The sequence below is a fragment of the Rothia sp. P6271 genome (assembly GCF_048512995.1).
In the GTDB taxonomy this organism is placed as follows: domain Bacteria; phylum Actinomycetota; class Actinomycetes; order Actinomycetales; family Micrococcaceae; genus Rothia.
In genome coordinates, this window is sequence record NZ_JBLXXV010000002.1 from 197,435 (window position 1) to 223,741 (window position 26,307).

23 protein-coding genes are annotated in these 26,307 nt (G+C 46.3%); 17 read left to right on the top strand and 6 right to left on the bottom strand.

The features are described 5' to 3' along the window. Positions 1 to 31: 31 nt before the first annotated feature. Positions 32 to 403, bottom strand: a complete 372-nt coding sequence (locus ACN08X_RS03260) for a DUF4870 domain-containing protein (RefSeq protein WP_419101691.1) — start codon at positions 401 to 403, stop codon at positions 32 to 34. A gap of 203 nt (positions 404 to 606) precedes the next feature. Next, a complete protein-coding gene (locus ACN08X_RS03265; RefSeq protein WP_419107872.1) occupies positions 607 to 1,470 on the bottom strand; it encodes a DUF3097 family protein in 864 nt (287 codons plus the stop codon). A gap of 125 nt (positions 1,471 to 1,595) precedes the next feature. Between ACN08X_RS03265 and hrcA the strand changes: the two genes are divergently transcribed. The 12 genes from hrcA to ACN08X_RS03325 all read left to right on the top strand — a co-directional run bounded on the left by hrcA (position 1,596) and on the right by ACN08X_RS03325 (position 15,205). After that, a complete protein-coding gene (gene hrcA, locus ACN08X_RS03270; RefSeq protein WP_419107873.1) occupies positions 1,596 to 2,606 on the top strand; it encodes a heat-inducible transcriptional repressor HrcA in 1,011 nt (336 codons plus the stop codon). A 67-nt stretch (positions 2,607 to 2,673) separates the two neighbouring features. After that, positions 2,674 to 3,798, top strand: a complete 1,125-nt coding sequence (dnaJ, locus tag ACN08X_RS03275) for a molecular chaperone DnaJ (RefSeq protein WP_419107874.1) — start codon at positions 2,674 to 2,676, stop codon at positions 3,796 to 3,798. 19 nt (positions 3,799 to 3,817) lie between these two features. Continuing rightward, positions 3,818 to 4,579 carry a 16S rRNA (uracil(1498)-N(3))-methyltransferase gene (locus ACN08X_RS03280; protein ID WP_419106515.1) on the top strand — a complete coding sequence of 254 codons (762 nt, stop codon included), beginning with the start codon at positions 3,818 to 3,820 and terminating at the stop codon, positions 4,577 to 4,579. 204 nt (positions 4,580 to 4,783) lie between these two features. Next, on the top strand, positions 4,784 to 5,803 hold the full coding sequence (locus tag ACN08X_RS03285; RefSeq protein WP_419107933.1) for a PhoH family protein: 1,020 nt from the start codon (positions 4,784 to 4,786) through the stop codon (positions 5,801 to 5,803). Continuing rightward, positions 5,803 to 6,309, top strand: coding sequence for an rRNA maturation RNase YbeY (gene ybeY / locus ACN08X_RS03290; protein WP_419101696.1), 507 nt, complete (start codon positions 5,803 to 5,805; stop codon positions 6,307 to 6,309). The genes ACN08X_RS03285 and ybeY overlap by 1 nt, the downstream gene beginning before the upstream one ends. Before the next feature lie 4 nt (positions 6,310 to 6,313). After that, positions 6,314 to 7,639: a hemolysin family protein gene (locus ACN08X_RS03295; protein WP_419107875.1), complete on the top strand. Its 1,326-nt coding sequence runs from the start codon at positions 6,314 to 6,316 to the stop codon at positions 7,637 to 7,639. Positions 7,640 to 7,706: 67 nt separating this feature from the next. Beyond that, positions 7,707 to 8,819, top strand: coding sequence for a GTPase Era (locus ACN08X_RS03300; protein ID WP_419107876.1), 1,113 nt, complete (start codon positions 7,707 to 7,709; stop codon positions 8,817 to 8,819). A gap of 103 nt (positions 8,820 to 8,922) precedes the next feature. Continuing rightward, on the top strand, positions 8,923 to 10,419 hold the full coding sequence (locus tag ACN08X_RS03305; protein ID WP_419107877.1) for an LCP family protein: 1,497 nt from the start codon (positions 8,923 to 8,925) through the stop codon (positions 10,417 to 10,419). Between the two features lie 254 nt (positions 10,420 to 10,673). Beyond that, positions 10,674 to 12,413, top strand: coding sequence for a 2-isopropylmalate synthase (gene leuA, locus ACN08X_RS03310; RefSeq protein WP_419101700.1), 1,740 nt, complete (start codon positions 10,674 to 10,676; stop codon positions 12,411 to 12,413). A gap of 98 nt (positions 12,414 to 12,511) precedes the next feature. Then, positions 12,512 to 13,279, top strand: a complete 768-nt coding sequence (recO, locus tag ACN08X_RS03315; RefSeq protein ID WP_419107878.1) for a DNA repair protein RecO — start codon at positions 12,512 to 12,514, stop codon at positions 13,277 to 13,279. A 2-nt stretch (positions 13,280 to 13,281) separates the two neighbouring features. Beyond that, positions 13,282 to 14,058: an isoprenyl transferase gene (locus ACN08X_RS03320; protein WP_419101702.1), complete on the top strand. Its 777-nt coding sequence runs from the start codon at positions 13,282 to 13,284 to the stop codon at positions 14,056 to 14,058. 64 nt (positions 14,059 to 14,122) lie between these two features. Beyond that, complete coding sequence (locus ACN08X_RS03325; RefSeq protein ID WP_419107879.1) at positions 14,123 to 15,205, top strand: quinone-dependent dihydroorotate dehydrogenase; 1,083 nt, start codon at positions 14,123 to 14,125, stop codon at positions 15,203 to 15,205. A 66-nt stretch (positions 15,206 to 15,271) separates the two neighbouring features. On the opposite strand, the gene ACN08X_RS03330 is transcribed toward ACN08X_RS03325, so the two are convergent. After that, positions 15,272 to 15,874, bottom strand: a complete 603-nt coding sequence (locus ACN08X_RS03330; protein WP_419101704.1) for a DUF3043 domain-containing protein — start codon at positions 15,872 to 15,874, stop codon at positions 15,272 to 15,274. A gap of 57 nt (positions 15,875 to 15,931) precedes the next feature. On the opposite strand from ACN08X_RS03330, the gene ACN08X_RS03335 reads away from it, so the two are divergent. From ACN08X_RS03335 to ACN08X_RS03355, 5 genes are all read left to right on the top strand, one after another. Further along, positions 15,932 to 17,326: a dipeptidase gene (locus tag ACN08X_RS03335; protein ID WP_419107880.1), complete on the top strand. Its 1,395-nt coding sequence runs from the start codon at positions 15,932 to 15,934 to the stop codon at positions 17,324 to 17,326. A 147-nt stretch (positions 17,327 to 17,473) separates the two neighbouring features. Continuing rightward, the gene (locus tag ACN08X_RS03340; protein WP_419101706.1) at positions 17,474 to 17,830 is read left to right on the top strand and encodes a HesB/IscA family protein; all 357 of its coding nucleotides are present in this window, start codon (positions 17,474 to 17,476) and stop codon (positions 17,828 to 17,830) included. A gap of 249 nt (positions 17,831 to 18,079) precedes the next feature. After that, on the top strand, positions 18,080 to 18,952 hold the full coding sequence (coxB, locus tag ACN08X_RS03345) for a cytochrome c oxidase subunit II (protein ID WP_419107881.1): 873 nt from the start codon (positions 18,080 to 18,082) through the stop codon (positions 18,950 to 18,952). Between the two features lie 10 nt (positions 18,953 to 18,962). Then, complete coding sequence (ctaD, locus tag ACN08X_RS03350) at positions 18,963 to 20,672, top strand: cytochrome c oxidase subunit I (RefSeq protein WP_419101708.1); 1,710 nt, start codon at positions 18,963 to 18,965, stop codon at positions 20,670 to 20,672. 2 nt (positions 20,673 to 20,674) lie between these two features. Then, positions 20,675 to 21,076: a cytochrome c oxidase subunit 4 gene (locus tag ACN08X_RS03355; protein WP_419101709.1), complete on the top strand. Its 402-nt coding sequence runs from the start codon at positions 20,675 to 20,677 to the stop codon at positions 21,074 to 21,076. A 1,622-nt stretch (positions 21,077 to 22,698) separates the two neighbouring features. Here the strand turns inward: ACN08X_RS03355 and ACN08X_RS03360 are convergent. The 3 genes from ACN08X_RS03360 to ACN08X_RS03370 are packed head-to-tail and all read right to left on the bottom strand — an operon-like array spanning position 22,699 to position 26,297. Continuing rightward, a complete protein-coding gene (locus ACN08X_RS03360) occupies positions 22,699 to 24,360 on the bottom strand; it encodes a cytochrome b (protein ID WP_419107882.1) in 1,662 nt (553 codons plus the stop codon). A gap of 2 nt (positions 24,361 to 24,362) precedes the next feature. Next, complete coding sequence (locus tag ACN08X_RS03365) at positions 24,363 to 25,454, bottom strand: Rieske 2Fe-2S domain-containing protein (protein WP_419101711.1); 1,092 nt, start codon at positions 25,452 to 25,454, stop codon at positions 24,363 to 24,365. 48 nt (positions 25,455 to 25,502) lie between these two features. Next, positions 25,503 to 26,297, bottom strand: coding sequence for a c-type cytochrome (locus ACN08X_RS03370; RefSeq protein ID WP_419107883.1), 795 nt, complete (start codon positions 26,295 to 26,297; stop codon positions 25,503 to 25,505). Between the last annotated feature and the right edge of the window lie 10 nt (positions 26,298 to 26,307).

Consider the following 26,307-nt stretch of genomic DNA (forward strand, 5'->3'; position numbering starts at 1 on the left):
GCACACCACCCACAGTTGATTTTTGACAGGATTATTTTTTCTTCTCTGTCAGTGAGACGATACGTTCAAAGAGAAAAGTATTGAATTTGTATTGGTAGGGGTTAGATCGGTTGACTTTAATTCCAGCGCGTAAAGACATGAACGCAAGATACGTCCACGTCAATGCTGCGATGAGGCCAAATAGCCAACCAATTTTAGGTGTTCCAGCAAAAAGTACCGAAAACACGATGACGATAGAGGGCAAGAGGGTGAAATTAAATGCTTCACGAGCTTCTTGTTCGGCGAAAGGTCCGCGTCCTCGGTAGAGGTAAAGAATAATACCCGAGGGGATGCAACCAATGACGCCTCCAAAGTGGGCGAGGGTTGCGATGTTGCGATCCTGTTGGACCGTTAACTTGTTCATAGGTGTGGATGAACCCTCAAACTTAGAGTCAGGGGATACAACAGTTTTCAAAAAAACACTCACTCTTCTAAAAGTTGCGAGACAGGCTAAATGATTACGAGATAAAAGATTACAATCCATTCTAGGTCTGATGTGTTCAATGTAGAAGAACTTTTGTGATCTTTTTCTTCACTTTAGTCGAGACCTTTGGCACAGCTAAACCTTTACTCAGGTGATTCCATCAGAAAATCGATTAATTGTTCAACCGGAGCTAACAGAGTAGGTTCTAAATCTTGATAAGAGTTCACTCGTCCTAGAATCTTTTTCCATGCCTGAGCAACATCTTCTTGACTCGTGCAGGGCAATCCTAGCCTTTTGAGTACACCTTTTTTCCATTCTTCTTCACGAGGAATAACTGGCCATTTTTTTATTCCTAGTCGTTGAGGGCGTACAGCCTGCCAAATATCGACAAAAGGATGTCCAACAATCTGCACGTTGTTCCTAGCACCAGGTATCTGTAACGCCTGAGCCACAATGCGGCTTTCTTTAGAACCTTCTACTAGATGGTCAACAAGAACACCTAATCGTCGGTGTGGTGCAGGGCAAAACTCACGAACAGCATCAGGCAAGTCGTCAATACCGTGTAGAGGTTCTACCACAATACCTTCAACTCGTAGGTCATGCCCCCATACTTTTTCAACCAGTTCTGCATCGTGGATACCTTCGACCCAGATACGTGAGGCGCGGGCAACTTGTGCCGGCACATTCTCTACGGCAATAGATCCAGAGCGACTAATTTTAGGAACAGAACGAGTGGCATGTGCCCGTGGCGGTAGCACTTTGACAGGAGTTCCTTCAAGAAGAAAGCCAAATCCTAAGGGAAAAGTTTTAATTTTCCCTCGAGCGTCTTCTAATCCCACCATACCTTCAGCGCCGATACGCTCATACGTTTTAGCAATCCCAACCCAACCACTATGAACGTCTTCAAGGAGCATTCCTTGAACCAGATGAACTTCTTGTATCTCTGGTTGGCTTCTTTGGTGTAGTTGGTTGAGTTCTTGAGCACCCCACGCATAGTAATTTTCCATAGTAAGTATTTTATTCCATTAGCCCTGAGCGTACGCGCTAGGGTTTTAATAGGTTTCAGTACTACAGTTACATTGGCACTTAAAGTGCAGTAGTGCTAATTTCTCTCTATTTCAAGGTAGGTTCCGTGACGCAATCTCGTCAGCATAAGATCCTCCAAGCAATCGTTGAGGACTATATCAGTTTCCGCGAACCGGTGGGGTCTAAAGCGCTCATCGAACGCCATCATTTAGGCGTTTCTAGCGCTACGGTTCGTAACGATATGTCTATCCTTGAAGAGCAGGGACTCATCTCAGCACCGCATTCGAGCGCGGGACGTATCCCCACAGAAAAAGGGTATCGTTTCTTCGTGGATGAGCTTTCTAATCCTCGTCCTCTTTCGACTGCGCAGAAACGTGCGATTCACCGTCTTTTAGACTCTTATGACAGTGTTGATGAAATACTTGCACAGACAGTTAAAATACTGTCGCAGCTAACTCAGCAGGTTGCGATTCTTCAGTACCCCTCTGCACCAGAGAATGTTGTTCGACATATTGAGCTAATACCTGTTGGAGAACATCATGTAACGGTAATGTTGATTAGCAACTCTGGGCAGCTCACCCAACGACTAGCGCAAGTTGAACGGTATAGGGAAGAAGAGCTTGAGCTGCTTCGAATTCGACTCATCGAAAAATGTCAGCAACAGAAATATCAGGTTGCACGTTCCCTCTTAGCTTCATTACCTTCCTCTCGTGATGTTCCTCATAGCCTAGAGAACGGGGTTCTTGATGCGTTAGGCCAGCTGCTTTCACCCAAAGATACCTCGAAACTTCTTATTGCTGGAACTTCGTATCTGGCGCAAGCAACAGAAGATTTCAGCACCAGCATCGCACCCATCTTAGAAGCTCTAGAAGAACAAGTAACGATGCTGCATTTACTAGCTGAGATGGCTCAAGACCCACGAGGATACGCTGTCCGTATTGGCACAGAAAATAGTGCGGCCCCTCTGAGCGAAACGTCTATCGTTACTTCTGTATATAGTTCGCCTAGTTGTACCGCTAAGCTTGGGGTTGTTGGCCCAACCAGAATGGATTATGCAGGAAGTACAGCCGCAGTGCGAGCCGTAGCAAAATATCTTTCAAAAATTTTGGGTAGTTAGTTCTCAACGACTAGAATTTCTACAAAATACTTTCAACACATAGCAACACACGATAAGGATGATGTGAGTGAGCAGTCACTATGAAACATTAGGTGTTTCCCCCGATGCAAGCCCCGAAGAAATCAAAAAGGCATACCGTAAGAAAGCTCGTCAGCTTCACCCCGATATTAACCCCTCGGCAGAAGCAGCTGAAGAGTTCAAACGCGTATCACATGCCCACGATGTTCTCTCTGATCCTGATAAACGACGTATTTACGACCAGACCGGCAACGAAAACGGACAGGCACAAGGCGGATTCGGAGGCGCAAACTTCGGAGGTTTTGGCGGATTCTCGGATATTTTTGAGACCTTCTTTAACCAACCGCAACAGGGCCCTACAAGCCGAACACGTCAGGGTCAAGACGCTCGCATTACGGTTCGTATCAGCCTTGAAGATGCCGTATTTGGTGCAGAAAAACCTATTACCGTTGATACCGCAGTAACCTGCGAAAAATGTGATGGTGACGGTTGCGCTGAAGGAACAGCCCCTGTCACCTGTGACACCTGCCGTGGACAAGGATATATGCAACGACAAGTTCAATCTATCCTTGGAACTGTAGTACAGCCTGTCGCGTGCCCATCTTGTAATACTTTCGGCACTGTTATTCAAAGCCCCTGCCCAGAATGTTACGGCGAAGGACGAGTCCGAGAACGGAAGCCCATCACCATTAAAATTCCGGCTGGTGTTTCTTCCGGCGCGCGTATGCGTCTAGCCGGTTATGGTGAGGCCGGTACAGCAGGCGGACCAGCAGGAGACCTCTATGTGGATCTTCGCGTCAATCAACACGATACTTTCACACGTGAAGATGATGATTTACATGCCACCATCGCTATTAGTATGGCGGCAGCTGCCCTAGGTACAGAAGTCACTTTAGAAACTTTTGATGGTCCACAAACCGTAAGCATTAAAGCTGGTACTCAATCTGGAGATGTTGTCACGCTTAAAGGATTAGGAGTGACTCATTTTGATCGAGCAGATCGAGGTTCGCTCAAAGTTCATGTCCAGGTCAAAACACCGACGAATTTGACTGAAGAGCAACGCGAAATGCTTCAACAATTTGCTCAGAGCCGTCAAGAAGACCTCAAAATTAGTGAAACAGTACGTGAGAAGCACGGTTTCTTCTCACGTTTCAAAGAACGTTTCGATCGTTAAAAAGTACAAAGGATATTCTGTGACCTCACCTATTTTCTATGTTTCCTCTGATGAACTTCAGTCAGTAACTTCAGGGCAGCTTATCGCTGTGCAGGGGGTAGAGGGGCATCATGCTAAAGTCGTGAAACGTTTAGAGATAGGTGAGGCCATAGACCTTGCTGACGGTAAAGGTACACGAGCCGAAGCAGAAGTATTCTCATATCTTGAGGATGGGTTAGAAGTTCGTGTAAACACTATTTTGCACGAAGAACCATCAACCGAAATTATTCTTGTTCAAGCGTTAGCTAAACAGGATAGAGACATATTGGCGATAGAGACCGCCACTGAATTAGGTATTTGGGGAGTCATTCCTTGGAGCGCTGACCGATCTATCGTTCGTTGGAAAAAAGAACGAGCAGTAAAGGCTCACACGAAATGGAATAACACCGTCCGTGCTGCGGCAAAGCAGGCACGACGTAGCTGGATACCTCAGGTCGAAAATCTTGTATCTTCACACGATTTAGCTGAACGTATCGCACAAGAGGTTACGCACGGTGCTATGGTTATTATCTTGCATGAGCAAGGAACACGCCTATTGACCCAGCACATCTCGGAGTTAGAGAGTTTACCTCAACGTATTTATCTTGTTGTTGGCCCAGAAGGTGGTATATCTGAGCAGGAGCTTGAGGCATTTGAAAAAGCTGGAGCCGCAGTCTGTCTCTTAGGCGAACACGTATTACGATCTTCTACCGCAGGAAGTGCCGCACTGTGCGTTATTAATACGATTTCGCAAATATGGTAGAAGCCCACTTCTAAATTTTTTCGTATAGGGAAGAAGTATTTTCGTTGGCTTCATACTCCGCAGAAGACCAGCATCCCGATAGACTATTGACCAGTGGAGTTTAAAGGAGCACTAGTGCAAGAGAACCCTATCACCGCAATACATCCCCATCAAGATCGTCCTTTATCTGTTGTACGTACTTTTTCTTTCTCGTCTGATCATGAGATGGTCTCAGTGTTAGGCCCTTCAGATAGTTTTTTGACGTTATTAGAAGATAGATTCCCAGGAATTACAATCCAACCCAAAAACTTAGATTTACTCATTACTGGAAATTCTGAACTCGTAACGACCGTTATTCGGCTGTTAGGGGAGTTGTGCCATCTCAGTAAGCAATCTATTCCGATTACGACTGAGGTTATTTCACGAATCGTTGGGATGCTTTCGGCTGAATTAGCAAGTCCTGCTGTTGCCATGTCTCAAAATATCCTTAGCTCACGTGGCAAAAGTATTCGTCCGAAAACCATTAACCAGAAGAAATACGTAGATTCTATCGACGATAATACCGTTATTTTTGGTATCGGCCCTGCTGGTACCGGAAAAACTTATCTGGCAATGGCTAAAGCTGTTCAAGCTTTACAGGCTAAAGAAGTTAACCGCATCATCTTGACACGCCCCGCTGTTGAAGCAGGCGAGAGGCTAGGTTTCTTGCCAGGATCTCTCAACGATAAAATTGACCCATATCTTCGCCCTCTTTATGATGCATTACACGATATGTTAGACCCTGAGTCTATTCCACGACTTATGGAAGCTGGAACTATTGAGGTTGCCCCCTTAGCCTATATGCGTGGGCGTACGCTGAACGATGCTTTCATCATCTTAGATGAAGCCCAAAATACTACTGTTGAGCAGATGAAGATGTTTCTTACACGTCTAGGATTTGGGTCAAAAATTGTGGTTACGGGCGATATTACTCAGGTTGATTTGCCTCATGGTCAGGCCTCCGGATTACGTCAGATACGTCAAATCCTTGAAGGCATCGATGATATTAGTTTCTCAATTCTTGATGCGACAGACGTTGTACGTCATGCTTTAGTCTCTGATATTGTTTCTGCCTATAACCGCTGGGACGAAGACAAAACTGCTATGGAACGTAAACGTCAACGCAAGGTTAAACGTCAGACAATTGAAGCAGCTGCAGAAAAGTTGCTAGAGAAAACTGGTTTTGAAGCAGAGAAGGACAGCTAATGCCTATTGATTTTGATATTGAATCTCTTGAGGATTCTGCTGACGAGTGGACGAGAGAATCCTTTGCTTCCTTTGACCAGCAGACGATTACAAATTTAGTGCACCACACTTTTGAGCATCTGCACATTTCAGAAGACACAGAACTTTCTATAGCTGTTGTAGGTGAAGCAGAGATGGAACGTATCCATCTTGAATGGATGGATCTTCCCGGACCAACAGATGTCATGTCTTTCCCTATGGATGAGCTCAGCGTTGGGACACCAGAGAACCCCACCATTGGTATTTTAGGCGATATTGTTTTGTGCCCTACAGTAGCTGCTCGTCAGGGTCAACAAGCGGGGCATAGCACTATCGATGAGATGTGCCTGTTGACAGTACATGGGATTTTGCATTGTCTTGGCTATGACCACGCAAATGCTGAAGAGGAAGCAGAGATGTTCGCTCTTCAGCGTTCCATTCTCGAAGCATTCTTAGGACGTCCTGCACCTGTAGAAACACGGTATTAAACTTATGGCTTTCTTTCTTCTTCCTGTTTTACTGATATTTTTTATTGGCTGTGCATATGTGCTACGCGCTGTAGAAACTGCTTTTACGTATCTTCCTTCAACAGAGATGGAGCATCTCAGTAAAGAGCGGGGAACCAATAAACTCGCTGCGATTGCTGATTTTCTTGATCCTTATATTTTTTCGGTTCGACTGTGGCGTGGCATTTTTGAAACATTTGCGGTAGTAGCAGCATTTACAGTATTGCAATTACTGTGGAATACCGTATGGATTAGTGCGCTACTAACAGGTCTCGTGATGTCTGCGGTCAGTTATTTCTTCTTTACCGTGGCGCCACAGAAGTCAGGACGTACACACCCTGAATTGTATGTTCGCCGTTTTTATCCAGTGGTGTATTTCTTACGTTTCGTATTGGGGCCTTTACCAGGTTCGGTGATTCAACGTCATAAAGATTCTGAGAATGAACCAACTCGTGCAGGATATTTCACCGAAGATGAGTTAAAAGAGTTCGTTGATCGAGCTAGTACTCAATCAACCATTGAAAACGAAGAAGCACAGATGGTTCACTCTATTTTTGAGTTGGATGAGACGCGTATTCGTTCGGTGATGGTTCCGCGCACAGATATGGTCACCATGGATATTGATGAGACTTTAGAAAATGCCATCAATCTTTTCTTGCGTTCTGGATATTCTCGAATGCCTGTTTTAGGTGAAGATTTTGATGATATTCAAGGTTTCCTTTATCTCAAAGACGTGGTTGAGGCTGCGGTAACAGGGCAAGGCGAATCTTCTACTCATACGGTTGCTTCACTTTTACGTCCTGCTCGGTTTGAGCCAGAATCTAAACGAGTCATGGACTTGTTACGTCAGATGCAACGAGAATCTACGCATGTAGCTATCGTTGTTGATGAGTATGGTGGTACTGCTGGATTGGTTACTCTTGAGGACCTGATTGAAGAGCTTGTTGGTGATATTTCTGACGAATATGACCAAGAAACACCCGAGGTAAAAGCTGAATCAGATGGAACGTTCAAAATTAGCTCTCGTCTTAGCGTTGAAGAGCTAGGGGAGCTCTTCAACATTGAACTTGATGATGAAGAGGTAGATACTGCCGGAGGTTTGTTATCGAAGCATCTTGGTAAGGTTCCTATTATTGGTAGCAGTGTTGTGGTCAGCGGTATTGGTATCCGTGCTATTGGCGTTCGTGGTCGCCGTAATCAGATTGGCACTCTATTGGTATGGTCTGCCGATCACAAAGAGGCAGAAGAGATAGCAGATAGTGCTTCAAGTAGTTCTCAAGCAGATTTAGAGGGAGGGCACAGGAGTAGTTAGGTGCTGCTTGCCTTTTATCACGGTAGAGTATAAAGAATAGTTATATTCATTGATTAAGGGAGTTTGTGTGGAGCTTTCCACTTTTCCGGAAGATTTTTCTGCAGGTTTCGCGGTTCTTGTTGGGCGTCCAAACGCTGGTAAGTCTACGTTGACAAATGCGCTTGTAGGCCAAAAAATTGCTATTACGTCGAACCGTCCGCAGACGACTCGTCACACGATTCGTGGAATAGTTCATAAGGATAATTTTCAGTTAATTCTCGTTGACACACCGGGGCTACATCGTCCCCGCACTCTTTTAGGTGAGCGTTTGAACGATATGGTTGCTCAGACGCTTTCTGAAGTTGATGTTATTGGGTTCTGTATTCCTGCTGATGAAAAAATTGGCCCTGGCGACCGTTATATCGCTTCTCAAATTGCAGCTGCAGGGCATAAACCAATCGTAGCTATTGTGACTAAGGCGGATAAAGTTTCTTCGGCAGAGCTTGCCGAGCATCTACTCGCGGTTCAGGCCTTAGGTGAAGAGGTCATGAGCGCAGAGCGCGCCCAGCGCACCCAACGCGCTCAACGGCGTACACAGTCCACCCACAAGAAAAACACTACTGAGGATCTTCCGTTCCGTAAGAATAGCGGTCCTGCTGCACAACGGGAAAAAGCACGTCGTCGTGGGCAAGATTTTCAGCTTAATGCCCCTATTGTTGATGGTCAGGGCGGATGGGCTTCGATCATTCCTGTTTCAGCTGTTCAAGATTATCAGGTTGACCAGCTGGCTGAACTTTTCTCAACATTCTTACCAGATTCCCCGCCGTTATATCCGGAAGGTGAACTGACGGATGAGCCAGAGGTCACCCTCGTTGCTGAGCTCATCCGTGAAGCTGCACTTGAAGGTGTACGAGATGAACTGCCTCACTCAGTAGCAGTTACTGTTGAAGAAATGCAGGCTCGTGAGGGTCGTCCCGAAAATAACCCATTGGTTGATATTCATGTCAATCTCTTCGTTGAACGCCCTTCTCAAAAAGCAATTATTATCGGCAAAGGAGGGTCTCGACTCCGAGAAATTGGTGCAGAGTCCCGTAAAAATATTGAAGCATTATTAGGCACTAAAGTGTATCTAGATATTCATGTGAAGGTTGCAAAAGATTGGCAACGTGACCCGCGTGCATTAGGAAGACTAGGGTTCTAAGTAATCATGATGACCGCTGATGAAATTTATCAACGGTAACGATGATTGAGTATATAGATATGACCCAAACCATTATTTTTAGTATTTTCTGATGGGAGAATCAGTGACACATCCGAAGCAGAACTCTTCCGGCCCGAATCGTCTTGTAGGGTTTGGGCGACACATGCGTCAAGAGCCGGTACGTTCCCGCCCTTACCGATGGATTGCTTTGTCCTGCGTTGGAGTGTTTCTTTTTATGGTGGCAGTAGCAGGAGTTAATCTTTTACGTCTGCGTACTAATGTCCATACAGCGTCACTGAACATTGGTGAATATGCTAATGGACGTCTCAGCGATGGACCTTTAGATATTCTTGTCATTGGTTCAGATACACGAGCTGGCAACAATGCTGCTTACGGTAGTTTGGAAGACGCTAATTCTGGGGCCCGTTCAGATGTGATGATGCTGGTTCAGGTCAGCCAAGACCGTCAAAACGTTTCGGTTATTTCTTTTCCACGAGATCTCATCGTTGACATCCCCAAATGCACGAGCCCTACCACGGGAATGGTCTATCCAGCAGCTTCTGGACTGCAGATTAATGAATCGCTCAATCACGGTGGTCCTGGTTGTACGGTAGCAACCATTAGTTCTTTGACCGGTATTAATATTGACCATTTTATGCTTGTCGATTTTAATGCGGTCAAGGCTCTTTCTCATGTTGTTGGTGGCGTTCAGGTATGTGTCACCCAAGCTATCGATGATTCCTACAGCGGTTTGAAGTTACCTGCAGGCGTTTCATCGGTAGAGGGGGAACAGGCTCTAGCATTTTTGCGTTCTCGTCACGGTTATAGTGATGGTAGTGATACCAGTCGAATTGCTGCTCAACAAAGTTTTCTTGCGTCTCTTCTACGTAAGGTTAAATCAGAGGGAACGTTGACGAACCCTACTCAGTTATTTAATATTGCTGAGGCTATTACCCAGAACGTCACGGTAGATAAAGGATTGACGAATCCGGCAACCCTTGTCAATATTGGCACCATGTTTGCTGGCATAGATTTGAGCAAAGTAGTTTTTGCGACAGTTCCGCATGAGCCATATCTTTATGATGCAAATAAGTTGCAATTGGCTCCTTCTTCAGAAGACCTATTCGAACGTCTTCGCGAGGATCGTGGACTGACGGATAAGCCTGCACCTACTCCGGAACAAGCGCCAACAGAAGAGACTCAAGAACCTGAGCAGGCAGCTGAGGAGCAGGTCTCTTTAGATTATTCTGCTCCGATTACGGTGCTTAACGCTTCAGGCGCTGAACATCGTGAACAGGATATTGAAAAAGTGGTCGCTTCCTTGGGATATTCACATATTACGGCAGAACATTCTGATACTGAATACGCGGCTTCAGCGGTATATTATCCAGCTGGTTACGCGGGACAAGCTCAGCAGATTGCTCAAAAACTCGGTATTACGGCGGTTGAAGGATCGGCTTCTTATGATGCTGTGACTGTAGTGATTGGTCAGGATTTCACGTCGGGGGATGTTCTTTCGCAGAAAGAAACGTCTATTGCTGGTGATGCTTCTGGTCAAACTGCTGATCAGGTAAAGTGCCAGCAATCCTATGAATATTAGGGTTGAGCGTTAAAAATATTGGGGTGTGTAGCTTTGTCATAAAGCTACACACCCTTTTCATATATTGGAATGGGGGAGAGTTGTTTTCTTGAGGAATTTCACTCTCGTGGTACGTTCAAGAGGTGATACATATTTCTTATTTTCTCCTTAGTTGCCGTAACGACCCCTAAAATTCAGTATTGACGAGTTCGGAGAGTCGTTACGGAGTTTTGTTTCCGATCTTTCTTTTTCTTCAAGCTAAGGCATCATACACCATGAAAAATTTTCAAAAATCTTCCCCTATGCCAGTACATAAGTACCGCCCTTTTTCTGAAAAGATTGCTGTTGACTTACCTGATAGAACGTGGCCACATAAGGTTGCGACGCAGGCACCACGTTGGTGCGCTGTCGATTTACGAGATGGTAATCAGGCACTTATCGATCCCATGGATAGCGAACGTAAACTAGCAATGTTTAAGCTACTTGTGAGGATGGGATATAAGGAAATTGAGGTAGGGTTTCCGTCTGCTTCACAAACTGATTTTAATTTTGTTCGTACTCTTATTGAGGGTGGACATATCCCTGACGATGTCACGATTCAGGTGTTAGTGCAGTGCCGCGAGCATCTTATTGAACGGACTTTTGAGGCTCTTGCAGGGGCTCAACGAGCCATTGTTCATTTTTATAATTCTACTTCTGTTTTGCAGCGCAAGGTTGTTTTTAATCAAGATCAAGACGGCATCTTAGACATTGCCCTTAACGGTGCACGCTTGTGCATGAAATATGAGGAACAATACGCTTCTTGCACAGAAATCACCTATGAGTATTCACCAGAGTCTTTTACTGGAACTGAATTAGAATATGCTGCACGAGTCTGCAACGCGGTAACAAACGAGTTAGGCATCGGCCCCGGACGTGAAGTGATTATTAACCTTCCGGCAACGGTGGAGATGGCAACTCCGAATGTATATGCTGACTCTGTTGAGTGGATGAGTCGACATCTTGAACATCGAGAACACGTCATTTTGTCTTTGCACCCTCATAATGATCGAGGAACAGGAGTTGCTGCAGCAGAACTTGGGTATCTTGCCGGAGCAGATCGTATTGAGGGATGTTTGTTTGGTAATGGCGAGCGCACTGGTAACGTCGATTTAGTTACTTTAGGGTTAAACCTGTTTACGCAAGGAATTGACCCTAAGATTGATTTTTCTCAAATTGATGAGGTTCGTCGTACCGTTGAGTATTGTAATCAGCTTCCGGTACATGAGCGTTCTCCATACGGTGGAGACCTCGTTTTCACGGCTTTTTCTGGTTCTCATCAGGACGCTATTAAAAAGGGTTTTGAAGCAATGGAGAAGGCTGCTCAGCAACAAGGAAAGAGCATTGACGATTTGGTGTGGGAGGTTCCGTATCTTCCGATTGATCCGCGAGATGTTGGCCGTAGTTATGAGGCTGTTATTCGTGTAAATTCTCAGTCTGGTAAGGGTGGGGTCGCTTATCTTATGAAGAAAGATTTTGGTTTAGACTTACCTCGCCGTGCGCAGATTGAGTTTTCGTCGATTGTTCAGGCTCAGACAGATGCTGAGGGTGGCGAAGTTACGTCTGAGAATCTTTGGAGGATTTTTAATGATGAGTATTTACCTCATCATGATGTCGCTCAGCGTTGGGGAAGGTTCTATTTGGATTCCATGGTTGTAGAGTCTCAAGCCGGTGGTGTGACGACCTTACGTGTGGGGTTGAATGTTGCTGGTCGCCGTTTTGAACGAGTTGGTACGGGTAACGGACCCATTCATGCGATGCAGTCTATTTTCCAGTCTGAAGGTGTTGATTTGAGGGTGCTTGATTATTCTGAGCATACGTTATCTTCAACGTCAGAGGCTCAGGCTGCTAGCTATATTGAGGCAGCTGTTGGCAATCGTGTGTTATGGGGTATCGGTATTGACTCGTCAACGACGTGGTCTTCGTTAAAGGCTCTTACTTCTGCGGTGAACCGTGCTTTACGTGAAGAAGGCTAAAATTTTTCTGATATTGCTAGGGAAACCGGCGTAGGAGCTTGAAGAGTTCTTGTGCCGGTTTTCTGTTCTTCTTTCGGTGATATGAGATAATGGCTGTTGTGAGTACGGTAGCTTCAACGTCGCGTTCGTATACGGATCAGGCATTAGTATTGAGGACCCAAGTTTTGGGGGAGAGCGACCGTATTATCATTCTCTTGACCCGTTCTCATGGTGTGGTTCATGCGGTGGCTCGTGGTGTGCGTAAAGGACGTTCTGCTTTTGGTGGTCGGCTTGAGCCGTTTATGTACGTTGATGTGTCTTTACGGTCAGGTAAAAATTTAGCGACGGTGACGCAGGTTCAGACTCGGCGTGCTTATACAGGTGCAATTATGGGTAATTATTCTTCCTATATTGTTGCTTCTGCTTTGAGCGAGGTTGCTGAGGCGTTAACCTCTTTTGAAGGTGAGGTTGTTGAGTCTCATTTTCTTCTTTTAGCTGGTGCTTTGTCTGCTTTAGCTCAAGAGCGTCTTCGTCCTTATGATGTTCTTAATTCTTATGTGCTCCGTGCATTAGGGTATGCTGGCTGGGGTTTCTCGCTAGATTCTTGTGCTATTTGTGATGGTTGTGAGGGTCCGTGGCGGTTTGCATCAGAATATGGTGCTGTATGTAACGTGTGTAGTCGTTCTATTGTTCATTCTAAAGTTTTTGTGATGTCAGAGGATGTTCGTCAGTATTTGATACTTGTTAGTCATTCTCAATGGGGGAGGTTGGCTCAGTTAGATACGGAGTTGTTATCTCGAGCTGCCTTCTCTTTTGTCTCTGGGTACGTACAATGGCATTTAGAGAAACCTCTTAAATCGTTCTCCCTGTTGAAAAAGGATATGTAGTTATGCCTGTTTTTCCTGATCCGCACCCTTCTGGGGCTGTTGCCCCGAAGATTCCGAGTCAGTTTGTTCCGCGTCATGTTGCGGTGGTGATGGACGGTAATGGGCGTTGGGCTAATCAACGCGGTTTGCCTCGTAATGAGGGCCATAAAGCGGGGGAGCATTCTCTTGTTGATGTGGTTGCTGGTGCTATTGAGATGGGCATTCCGTACGTTTCCGCTTATGCTTTTTCTACAGAGAATTGGCGTCGCAGTATTGATGAAGTCAGTTTTATTATGCGTTTTGTGACGGAAGTTTTGACTCGTCAGTTAGATACTTTGCAGTCATGGGGTGTTCGGGTTCTATGGTCAGGACGTAAGCCAAAGCTTTGGAAATCTGTTATCCGTCAGCTGGAATATTGTCAGGAGCAGACAAAAAATAATACGGTATGCACGTTAGTTATGTGTGTCAACTATGGTGGGCGTGCTGAGATTGCAGACGCTGCTCAAGCTCTTGCTCAAGATGTTGCTGCAGGGGTGGTTAAACCGCAGTCTGTGAATGAGAAGATGTTAGCGCGGTATTTGTATCATCCAGAAGTACCTGATGTTGATTTGTTTCTTCGGTCTTCGGGGGAGTTACGTACTTCAAATTTCTTGTTGTGGCAAAGTGCTTATGCAGAGCTGGTGTTTCTTGATGTGTTGTGGCCAGATGTCGACCGTTTGGTGCTGTGGGATGCTGTTGAGCAGTATGCTCGCCGTGATCGTCGTTATGGTGGTGCGGTAGATCAGGTTGCGGGGCGTTAGTCTTAAATTTTTTGAAACGTTAGAATTGTTGTAGCGTTGTATTGCTGATGGTAAAGAGGTTGTTATGAGGATTTATCCTGCCTTATTCAAAGTTATTTTTGTCCCTATGGACGCGGAGAAAGCCCATAGGGTGGGTTATTGGGGTATTCGATTCCTCAGGGCTTCTGGGGTGACTCGTTTGGGTCGTCGTTTTTTGCGGCCTCATCCGCAGCTTAAGACCACCGTCATGGGATTAGATTTTCCGTCTCCTTTTGGTTTGGCTGCTGGTTTTGATAAAGAGGCTCGAGCTATTAACGCTTTAACTGATTTAGGTTTTGGGCATGTTGAAGTCGGTACTGTTACGGCGCATGCTCAACCGGGCAATCCGCCCAAACGTCTTTTCCGTTTAGTCAAAGATTATGCGGTGGTTAATCGCATGGGATTTAATAATGATGGTGCAGCGACAGTTGGTCCGCGTATTGCTAGTGCAAGAGCTGATATTGATGCTGAATATGATTCTCAGCAGGTGCGGCCTATTGTGGGGGTCAATATCGGGAAGACAAAAGTTGTACCTTTGGAAGACGCTTTAGAAGATTATAAGATTAGTACGCGTACGTTGGCGCCACAGGCTGATTATTTAGTTGTCAATGTTAGCTCTCCGAATACTCCGGGGTTGCGTTCTTTGCAGTCAGTGGAATCTTTACGTCCGTTACTTGAAGTTGTTCGGGCTGAGGCTGATAAGGTTGTCTCTTCTCGTCGAGTTCCCTTGGCGGTGAAGATTGCTCCGGATCTTGCGGATGAAGATATTAAAGATATTGCACAGTTAGCTGTTGATTTAGGGCTTGACGGAATTATCGCGACAAATACGACTATCGCTCGAGAGAATCTAGGCTTGGTTTCTTCTGCAGAAGAAGTTGCAGCTTGTGGTGAGGGAGGTCTTTCGGGCAGGCCTCTTAAGTCTCGGTCGTTAGAGGTTATTCGTTTGCTCAAAGAATATGTGGGTGAGCGTTTGTCGATTATTGCAGTGGGTGGAGTTACTGATGCTCAGGACGTTCAGGAACGTTTGGATGCTGGAGCTGATTTAGTTCAGGGGTACACTGCGTTCTTGTATGAGGGGCCGTTGTGGGCTCACCGCATTAATAAGGATTTATTGGCTTTACGCTCTTAATATATAAAAATGCTCCGTGTTCGTTTACTAGAAAGTAAACGAACACGGAGCATTTTTATAGGTTTTTTATCGTGGGTATTCTCCGCGTTTAACCTGTGGTTTCGGTAGACGGAAGCGTCGAATCATTAAGACACGATTGACCGCATAGAATGCGCTTCCTGGTTCGATGTCTGAAAATTTTTCGAGGAGTTTCTTCTTCAATTTACGCCACATCATCCAGCTGTCGAGTGCCCAGATGAGGATGAATAGCCACATAAGAGCAGTGGAGATGAAACGTAGTTGAGGGGTAAATAGCCCCAGAACGAAGATAAAGATGACAGCAAGAATCATGAAGTCACCAATGTTGAATCGGGCGTCTACATAGTCACGAATATAGCGACGTTGAGGTCCTTTATCTCGTGCCGGTAGATACCGTTCTTCGCCGGTGTGCATTGCTCTGTTTTCGCGTAGGCGTTGTTCACGGATAGCTTCTCGCTCTGCTTGTTTCGCGGCTTTTCTATCAGCCGGTATGAGAGGTTTTTTCCGTGCTGCTTCTCGTTCTTTTCGAGAAGGGGTTGGTCGCCCTTTGGGTGCAGTGTAATGCGGGTTTTGGGGGTCTTCATTGGGAGCTACCGTGGTTTCTTCTACCAGGGGCTCTTGTTCACTAGATTTCTTTTTACGTCCAAACACTCTCTAAGAATATCGGAGAATCTGCAAGAACGCTCATAACCGCGTAATGTTATATCTATGAGTATTGAATCAAAGTTTAGTTTTCCGTATCGTCAGGCTCTTCAAGAAAAGATTGGTCAGGATTTTGAGCAGACTCTTCAAGAGTTGACAGATCTTGTTGCTATCCCATCTATTGCGTGGGAAAGTTTTGATCTTTCTGAGGTTACTCGTAGCGCTCAGAAGGTCAAGGAGTTAGCTTTAGCTGCTGGTTTTCCAGAGGTAGAGATTCTTAGCGCCTCGTATGGGCCTGATCAAAAAGAGGGTATGCCTGCTGTTGTTGCAACGAAGCCTGCTGCTGAAGGGTATCCCACCATTTTGCTTTATGCCCATCACGATGTTCAGCCGGTTGGTGATTGCGCACTTTGGGATACTGAGCCTTTTGTGGCTACTCGCAAAGGTGACCGGTTGTATGGTCGCGGGGCAGCTGACGATAAAGCTGGCATTATGGCTCACTTGTCTGCGTTTCGTGCTGTGAGCGAGGTACTTGGTGAACAATTTTTAGCTGGAGTGACTCTCTTTATTGAGGGAGAAGAAGAAGCTGGTTCGCCGAGTTTTACGTCGTTTATTCAGAAGTATCGTGAGAAGTTGGCTAGCGATGTGATTGTGGTTGCTGACTCGGCGAATTGGCGTGCGGGTGTTCCTGCTTTAACGACGGGCTTACGTGGTGTTGCCAGTGGATCAGTGGAAGTTCGTGTGGGTGATCATGCTGTTCATTCTGGTATGTTTGGTGGCCCAATGTTGGATGCTCATACTGTTTTAGTTCGCTTGTTGAGCACATTACACGACGCTAAAGGTTCAGTAGCAGTTGAAGGTTTAACTTATGCACCTGAACCTGAGGTTGAATACCCAGAAGCAGACTTCCGTCAAGACTCAGGAATTCTTGATTCAGTAACTCTTGCAGGTGAAGGAAGTATCACCTCGCGCCTATGGGCACAGCCAGCTATCTCTATTATTGGAATGGATATTCCATCAGTAGCTGAGTCTTCAAATACTATTGCAGCAAGTTCTCGAGCAATGTTAAGCATGAGACTCGCACCGGGACAAAACCCTCAAGAAGCGCACCAGAAACTTGAAGAGCACTTACTTAAGCATGTTCCGTGGGGTGCAGAAGTTCGATATACGGCATCAGATAGTGGACAGCCTTTCAGTGCAGACCCAACAGAAGACAGCGTTGAGCTTGCTTTAGCCGCAATGCACACCGCTTGGGATGTTGAGCCCGTACAAACAGGCATGGGCGGATCTATCCCGTTTATTGCAGACCTCAAAGAGGTCTTCCCTGAGGCTCATATTCTGATTACCGGAATTGAAGATCCAGATACTCGCGCTCATAGCGCAAACGAGTCTCTATATCTTCCTGATTTTGAGCGCGCTATTTTGGCTGAGGCTTTGATGATTAGCCACCTGAGCCAATAGTGCTTTCGTTTTCTTCAACGAACAATGTCTCTCAACACGTTAGAGCTTCAAGGAATACTGATAAGAGTATTTATGTTCTAGGATATTGAGTAGCACATACCTTTAGTCTGCTTTTGCAAGCTAATCCACTAAGAGAAGGAATTGGTAATGACCGAAACAGTAACCACCGACACTCCCACACACGGAGTCAACCTGACTGACGTTGCGGCACAGAAGGTACGCGCCCTACTAGAACAAGAGGGCCGAACAGATTTGCGTCTACGTGTCGCTGTTCAGCCAGGAGGTTGTTCAGGGCTAATTTATCAGTTGTACTTCGATGAAAGAGTCCTCGATGGAGACGCAATCCGTTCTTTCGATGGGGTAGAAGTCATTGTTGACCGAATGAGTGTTCCTTATCTCGATGGATCAACCATTGATTTTGAAGACACCATTGAAAAACAGGGATTTTCTATCGACAACCCCAATGCACAAGGTTCTTGTGCTTGTGGAGATTCTTTCCACTAAGAGTCGTGATGACAAAGTTTTGAGAGGGATATTGAGGTTAATAAGATCTACTAACAACCCCGATATCCCTCTTAAAAGAGTAAAAATACCGAAATAGTTAAGAAATAGCGGCAAGTTCAGTGACACAGTGTCAGCAGAATGAGCAGAATCAAGGTAAGCTCATACTGAAAGAATTTTTAGAGGCGTTTTCTGTCCACACACAGTTTTCGTCTTAGATAGCACGCACACCGCTAAAAGGAAGGGCCGTCTGTGAGTTCGCAGCATCGAACCGGCAGTATTAAGCTCAAGGCACTGGCTACTAGCGCCATTGCCTCAGCTTCTGTATTGCTGATGACAGGTTGTTCAGATCAGGCAGAGGTGGGTTGGTTGCCCACGAAGCGTGGAGTTACCGATAACGCAGACACCATCATGGATCTATGGATTGGATCTTGGGCTGCTGCCATCGTTGTTGGGTTGATCACATGGGGACTAATGCTTTGGTGCATTATTGCCTACCGTCGACGCAAAAATGAAACCGGTTATCCACGCCAGCTGAGCTACCACGCTCCTCTGGAGATCTTCTACACCATTATTCCGGTTATCATGATTGTCAGCTTGTTTACGTTCTCTGATACTGCTGAACGTCAAATCACTGCACCAAAATCTGATAACCCTGACGTCACCATTGAAGTGTATGGCAAGCAGTGGGCTTGGGACTTCAACTACCTAGATTCCGATGTGCACACTTCAGGTGTTCAAGCACATTTGAACGTTGACGGTTCCGAAGGAGTCGAAGAGACTCTTCCAACTCTATATTTGCCAACGAATTCAACTGTTGATCTCGTTCTTAAAACCCGCGATGTTATTCACTCATTCTGGGTTCCTGCTTTCTTGGAAAAACGAGACACCGTTCCTGGTATGACCAACCACATGTACTTCACCACTGGTGCTGAAGAAGCTACATATGCTGGTAAGTGTGCAGAGCTTTGTGGCGAATACCATTCGGAAATGCTCTTCAACGTCAAGGTTGTTTCTCCTGAAGAATACGAAGCCTATATGAAGAAATTGGCTTCAAACCCTGAAACTCAGGGTATTCTCGGTGATGAATACAACCGTAATCCTAATCAAAACATCCGAAACTAAGAGGTGACCCGTGACTAGCTTGGAATACTCAGCGGATGGGGGTCAGGTTGCCCCCCGCGTGGTACCTAAATCTAAAGGGCGAATTTTCGTCAATTGGATAACTTCCACTGACCACAAAACTATTGGGTACATGTACCTTATAGCATCATTCATCTTCTTCTGCATTGCAGGTATCATGGCTCTACTCATGCGTATTGAGCTTTTTGAACCTGGTATGCAATTCTTGCAAACTAAAGAACAGTTCAACCAGCTGTTCACTATGCACGGAACCCTCATGCTTCTCATGTTTGGTACCCCTGCATTTACCGGTTTTGCAAACATCCTTATTCCCTTGCAAATTGGTGCTCCAGACGTTGCGTTCCCACGACTAAACGCATTAGCATTCTGGTTCTTCCTCTTTGGTTCTCTTGTTGCCATTGCTGGGTTTATCACTCCTCAAGGTGCGGCTTCCTTCGGTTGGTTCGCATACGCGCCATTGAATAGCACAACCTATTCGCCAAGCATTGGTGGAGACCTTTGGGTCTTCGGTCTTGCCCTTCAGGGTTTTGGAACTATCATGGGTGGAGTCAACTTCATTACCACTATCTTGTGCATGCGCGCTCCGGGTATGACGATGTGGCGTATGTCCGTTTTCACATGGACAACACTTATCACCTCCATCTTGATCATTATGATCTTCCCCCCTCTAGCATCTGCTCTCTTTGCGCTGGGAATGGATCGTCGTCTTGGCGGGCATATCTTTGACCCTGAAAATGGTGGCGCTATTCTGTGGCAACACCTCTTCTGGTTCTTCGGACACCCCGAGGTATATGTTCTAGCACTCCCATTCTTCGGTATTGTTTCTGAGATTATTCCGGTATTCTCCCGTAAACCTATTTTTGGTTATAAAGGTCTAGTCTTTGCAACGATTTCGATTGCTGCTCTCTCTGTAACGGTGTGGGCACACCATATGTACGTTACAGGTGCAGTAATGTTGCCGTTCTTCTCCTTCATGACCATGATGATTGGTGTTCCCACCGGTATGAAGTTCTTCAACTGGATTGGTACCATGTGGCGAGGATCAATTACCTTTGAGACACCCATTATTTGGGTTCTCGGATTCTTGGTAACATTCCTTTTCGGCGGTTTGACCGGTATTATCTTGGCAACACCTCCACTAGACTTCCACGTATCAGATACCTACTTTGTGGTAGCACACTTCCACTACGTTATCTTCGGTACAGTAGTATTCTCCATGTTCGCAGGCTTCTATTTCTGGTGGCCTAAGTGGACTGGAAAAATGCTCAACGAGCGTCTAGGTAAAATTCATTTCTGGCTCCTATTTACAGGTTTCCATATGACCTTCCTTATCCAGCATTGGTTAGGTGTCGTAGGTATGCCTCGTCGTTATGCAGACTACATGCCTGAAGATGGTTTTACGTGGATGAATCAGTTCTCCACTATTGGTTCCATGATTCTTGCAGTATCGATGATTCCGTTCTTCTGGAATGTTTACATCACAGCACGCTATGGAACCAAGGTTGAAGTTGATGACCCATGGGGCTTCGGTGCGTCCTTGGAATGGGCGACATCTTGCCCACCTCCTCGTCACAACTTCACCGCTTTGCCACGTATCCGTTCTGAACGTCCAGCTCTTGACCTGCATCACCCAGAGCTCTCAACTAACGTTGATGTTGCGATGGCTGCTCGTCAGGCTGTGGCAAGTGGAGAAAGGAAGTAACGATGAAGAGTATTGCTTGGCTTTTTGGAATCATCGGAGTCTTCCTCATCCCCGTTGGACTTGTCTACGGTTTCATGTCGAAGTTCACTGATTTAGCAGGTTTCCCCGCAATTATGGTTACTGCCATTATGTGTTTGTTCCTATCGGGGTTCTTGTTCTACACCGATAAATTGCATCCGGATCAGCCTAATGACAACGAAGATGGAGAAATTATTGAAGCTGCAGGAGACTATGGCTTCTATTCTCCTTGGTCATGGTGGCCTATTGTGATTGCGGCAGTCTGCGCACTATTAGTGATTGGCTTAGCTTTGGGCTGGTGGATTGTAGGCATTGCGCTTCCGCTATCGGTTCTAGCTTGTGTCGGTTGGGTCTACGAATATAACCGTGGAGATCACGCTCACTAATAGAGCTGGCTATAGACATCATTGTCAATGGTGTTCTAGGTTCATTATGAACCTAGAACACCATTTTTTATGCCCTCCATTATGAGAAGAACATGGAGTTGAGCACAAAACATCTTCGACTAAACCACATCGTTTACCCTAAGAGGTTCTAAGAATCTGAATTGGTGCTTATAGACCGGTCGCTTGAGTATCACGCTTATCGAGGCTTTGGTTTTGTATAAGCCTGAGCAATAAAGGTATAGAGTATTGGCTTTTGCTGAGGTTTTTAGAGCACACGGGGCAGTATTTTGTGTTTTCGCCCATGCTTTGTATTGACGGTTTTGAGGTCTGCTGTAAGTCAGGGGGAAGATTCTTTACGGGTTGTACCTCAGTGCCAGACGTGTGTAAGTAAATTGGGTTTTCATTTTGGTGGGGTGCTGCTGAGGTTTTGGGTGGTGGTTCGGTATTTCTAGGGGTGTATAGGTGTTGGTTGGGTTGAGTACTGCTCCGTCAAGGCTCGGTGGTGTTGTCACTTAGCACCCCGACAGTAAGAATGTTACGTAAGTTTTTTGAGAGCTTGCTGACTAGGGAGTTTGTTGTTTCCTTTATCAGTTTGCGATGTAGTAAGTTGACTTGTATAAAGTGTGTGATGGGGTTTAAATGTCGCCAATCACTAGAGTGAAGATGCTCTGGTGCGAAAGGAAGAACGAACAATTGAAGAAGAACAAGCTTCCTCTCGATAGTACTTCTTGGAGCAGGTGTGAACCTTGTACTTCAGCAGCATCTAGCAGCTTTAATGCTTGTGGCTCTAGCTGTCTTTGTTATTGCCTCAGACGGCAGTTTTGAGAAAATTCCTCCGAGGAAGGAAAAGAATCAACCATACCCGTCTGCTAAGGAAATTAGGAGGTACCGTGAGGAGCATCCAAGAACCTCGATTGCCCAGGCGGTAGGAACGTTGAAGGAGTGAGGGACAAGGTGGGGAAAGGGAATAAAGCGGTCATACCCTGACTAAGCTAGGAATAATACCTTTCAGCTCAGTTCCCCGCACATTTGATTGTGGCAATACCTAAACCCATTTTTCGGCAACTTCGCATTGCTTATACCCGTCCTCTTTCAAAGCCTGAATCTGCGCTCTGCGGCCGATCGGCTAAGGCATTCTTCACGCCCTTCCCAGCGCGTGAGCCTTTCGCTAAGGCCGCGCACTGGGCTTCTGTTCTTCGGCCTCCCGCCCTTACGCCCAATCTCAGCCATGAAACTCACGCAGTTGCTCAGTCATAGGCTCCTAGCTCTGTGAGCCTGTTTTCGGAGGTGTACTTCTCACGCATGAACTTCTCACAAACACTCTAGATAATTCCGGCAACCTCAGACAAGGGTAACGGCGGATTACACTGGGCGTTGTTCGCCGGAACCGGTAGCTGAGGTGGGGAAGTGACAGCAGAGGGCTGCTGAGTGGGAACAGGTTGCGAAGATGAAGCGTACGCGGTGTGTTGAAGAGATGGAGTGGGCTCGGGCTGATGTTTTGGTGATACTTCTTCTAGCTATTGTGAGGCCTCACGGTGAAATTCATAACGGTCTGTATAAAACATAAGGGGTGGCACTGGCTATTTTAGCCAGTGCCACCCCTTATGAAGAAGAAGTATGTTTTACTTCTCGAGAGCTCCACCTGATGAATGAGAATCCAGCTCATCATGACCGTGATCATGGTGTGCTGCTTCAAGCTCAACAGGAGTTACCGGAGCAACTCTATCTTCAAACCATAGCTGAGATAGTTTGCCACGAGTCTTTTCCATCAAAGAAATCTTACCCTTCTTGTTAGGTTGGGCAGGAATAACTTCATGGTTTTCAAAGGCAACCAGTTTGTAACGGCGGAACTCATCTAGTGGTTTATGTACCTCAATAAATTCACCGTGAGGAAGCTGTACAACGCGACCAGTTTCAATACCGTGCAAGACAAGTTCTCGGTCTTTACGCTGAAGCGATAAGCACAGACGATAAGTAATCATATAACCAATGACTGGACCAATGAAGAATAGGACTCGTAGCCAATAAGCAACGTCGTTCAAAGATACATGGAAGTGAGTTGCGATGAGGTCAGAAGACGCTGCAATCATCAAAACACTATATCCGATAACGCCAGCAACACCAGCTCCAGTACGGAAAGGAGCATTACGAGGACGATCAAGAATATGGTGTTCCTTATCGTCTTTAGTAACCCAACGTTCAATCCACGGCCATCCGAACATGAACATGATGATAACGCCAGCCATGGCAAAGGGGAGAAGAACGTTCAGGACCCAAGTGCCACCGAGGAATTCAAATTCCCAATGGAATGGCCAAACGCCAGGCCAGAGACGTAATGCACCATCGCCAAAACCAACGTACCAGTCAGGCTGAGTACCTGCCTGAACAGGGGAGGGATCGTAAGGTCCGTAGTTCCAAATAGCGTTGATGGTGAAAGTCGCCGCCAAAAACGCGATGATTCCGAAGACGATGAAGAAGAAACCGCCAGCTTTGGCAGCGTAAACTGGGCCGACAGGGAAGCCCACAACGTTATCTTCACGACGTCCTGGACCTGGATATTGGGTGTGTTTGTGAACAACAACCATGAACAGGTGAATAGCTACACATAGAAGAATCAAGGCGGGGATGATCATAATGTGCAAGGAGTACAAACGCCCAATGATGTAATGTCCAGGGAATTCTCCTCCGAAGAAGAAGAGAGACAGATAAGTTCCCACAACTGGAATCGCCATCATAATGCCATCGACAATACGTAGACCATTACCAGAAAGAACATCGTCGGGTAGGGAATATCCGGTAAATCCAGCAAAAATGCCGAGGATGAAGAGAACACAGCCAACAACCCAGTTCAGCTCGCGTGGTCTACGGAAAGCACCGGTAAAGAATACGCGAAGCATATGGATGCAGATAGCGAGCATGAACATCAACGCTGCCCAGTGGTGAATCTGACGAATCAGAAGACCACCACGAATATCAAAGGAGATATGGAGTGCAGACTCGAAGGCTACTGACATTTCAGTGCCCTTCATCGGCAGGTAGGAGCCATCATAGGCTACTGAAGCTGTTGAAGGGTTGAACCAGAACGTCAAGAACGTTCCGGAGAGGATGAGAATCACGAGGCTATAAAGAGCAACCTCACCGAACATAAAGGACCAGTGGTCAGGGAAGATTTTGCGACCAAACTCTTTAACAATTCCAGAAAGTCCAACACGGGAGTCCACAAAGTTCGCGATACGACCGGTTGAAGTTTTTGGAGTGTATTCAGTCTGAGTAGTATGTGACATTTTTATTGTTCACCTGCCATCTCTTTAACGTGTTGTGCACGTTCCCAATAAGCGGGACCAACAGGCTCTTTGAAGTCGCTACGGGCTACGAGGTAGCCTTCATCATCTACGGTGATAGGAAGCTGGGGTAGTGCGTGACCAGCTGGGCCAAACACAACCTTACATTCGTCAGCAGCGTCAAAGGTGGACTGGTGGCAAGGGCACAAAAGGTGGTGCGTACGCTGTTCGTAAAGAGCGATAGGGCAACCGACGTGGGTACAAACTTTGGAATACGCAATAATGCCGTCAACGTTCCAGTCTTCACGGCCCTTAGAGACTTTCAGCTCAGCTGGGTCAAGACGCATAAGCAGAACAACTGCTTTTGCTTTCTCTTCGAGGTATCCATTTTCGTGAGATACGGAAACCAGAGTTTCTGGAAGCACGTGGTATGCAGAGCCGATAGTAACGTCGGATGCCTTAATAGGTGTTCCAGAAGGGTCACGTACAAGACGGACACCCTTATCCCAGAGAGTATATTTGAGGACAGCTGGATCTGCTGGGCCTAGGTCACGAAGGAAGGTGACGAAGGTTAGTGGAGCAAGGATCATAGAGCCGATGAGAGTGTTACGAAGCAGTGGACGACGCTTAATGCCGGATTCTTCGATAACAGTTTCGATGATTTCTTGAGCTTTTGCACGATCTTCTTCGGTACGAACGGCGTGACGCTCTTCCATCATTTCGTGATCAGGCATCAAGGTACGTGCCCAATGGACGATACCGATACCGATACCAAACATTGCAAACGCAATGCCCAAGCCGAGCAACAGATTTTGCAGACGTAGCTGGTCTGTCGCGGCTGGGTTCAATACGTCGTAGTAGTCTCCGCCGATACGAACACCAAAGTACGCAAACCAGAAGAGTACTGATCCGAGCATCGAAATGATGAACAGAGCAATAACCTGGCGTTCTGCGGCTTTAGCTTTTTTGGGGTCCACGTCGGTCAGGCGCGGAGCGTGCGGAGGCAGTCCAGGATCACTGAACTTCTCCTTACTTTCCTCGTGAGAGGTAACTACGGCTGAGGAATGTTCCTGTACACCGTCACTATGGTTACCCATGTGTTGCCTCAAATCTTCCTTGGTACGAAATCTTATGTGTGTGTTGTTTTAAGCAGAACGTGATGTTAGCCAGATGGTAAATACTAGAACAATGCCTAGTCCAACAGTCCAAATGAGTAGACCTTCAGCCACAGGGCCAAGAGAGCCAATTTTGAAGCCGCCAGGGGAGACGTTGTATTCCTGAGACTTCAGGTAGGTGATGACGTCACGCTTTTCTTCTGGAGTGATGTTTGCGTCGTTGAATACTGGCATGTTCTGAGGTCCGGTTGCCATAGCCTCGTAGATGTGGCTTTCTTCGACGCCCATTAGTGAAGGCGCCCATTTGCCACGAGTTAGTGCACCGCCTGCACCTGCTGCGTTGTGGCACATAGCGCAGTTTGCCAAGAAGACTTTAGCTCCGTTAGCAGCGTTACCTTTAGACACATCGAGGTATTCGTCTTCGGGGATTGCTGGACCAACGCCGAGGGAAGCAACATAAGCGACTAATTGACCAGTTTCTTCTTTATTAAACTGTACTGGTTTAGTTTGAGCCTGCGGACCTTGCATCTGCAGAGGCATACGTCCAGTTCCTACCTGGAAATCAACAGCAGCAGCGCCTACGCCAATGAGGGAGGGACCGTCTGCAGTTCCTTCTGCATTTGCACCATGGCATGTTGCACAGTTGGAGACAAAGAGTTTTTGTCCTGCTTCAACCTGTTCTGCAGTATAGGTGTTCTTAGTTTCTGCTCTTGCTTCGTTTGTAGCCGTGGCAACTGCATAGAGGCCACCGGTGAGAACTAGAGCAAAAAGAAGTAACACGAGGGCTGCAAGCGGATGACGCCGCTTCTGAGAAATTGCCTTCACGTCGAATAGT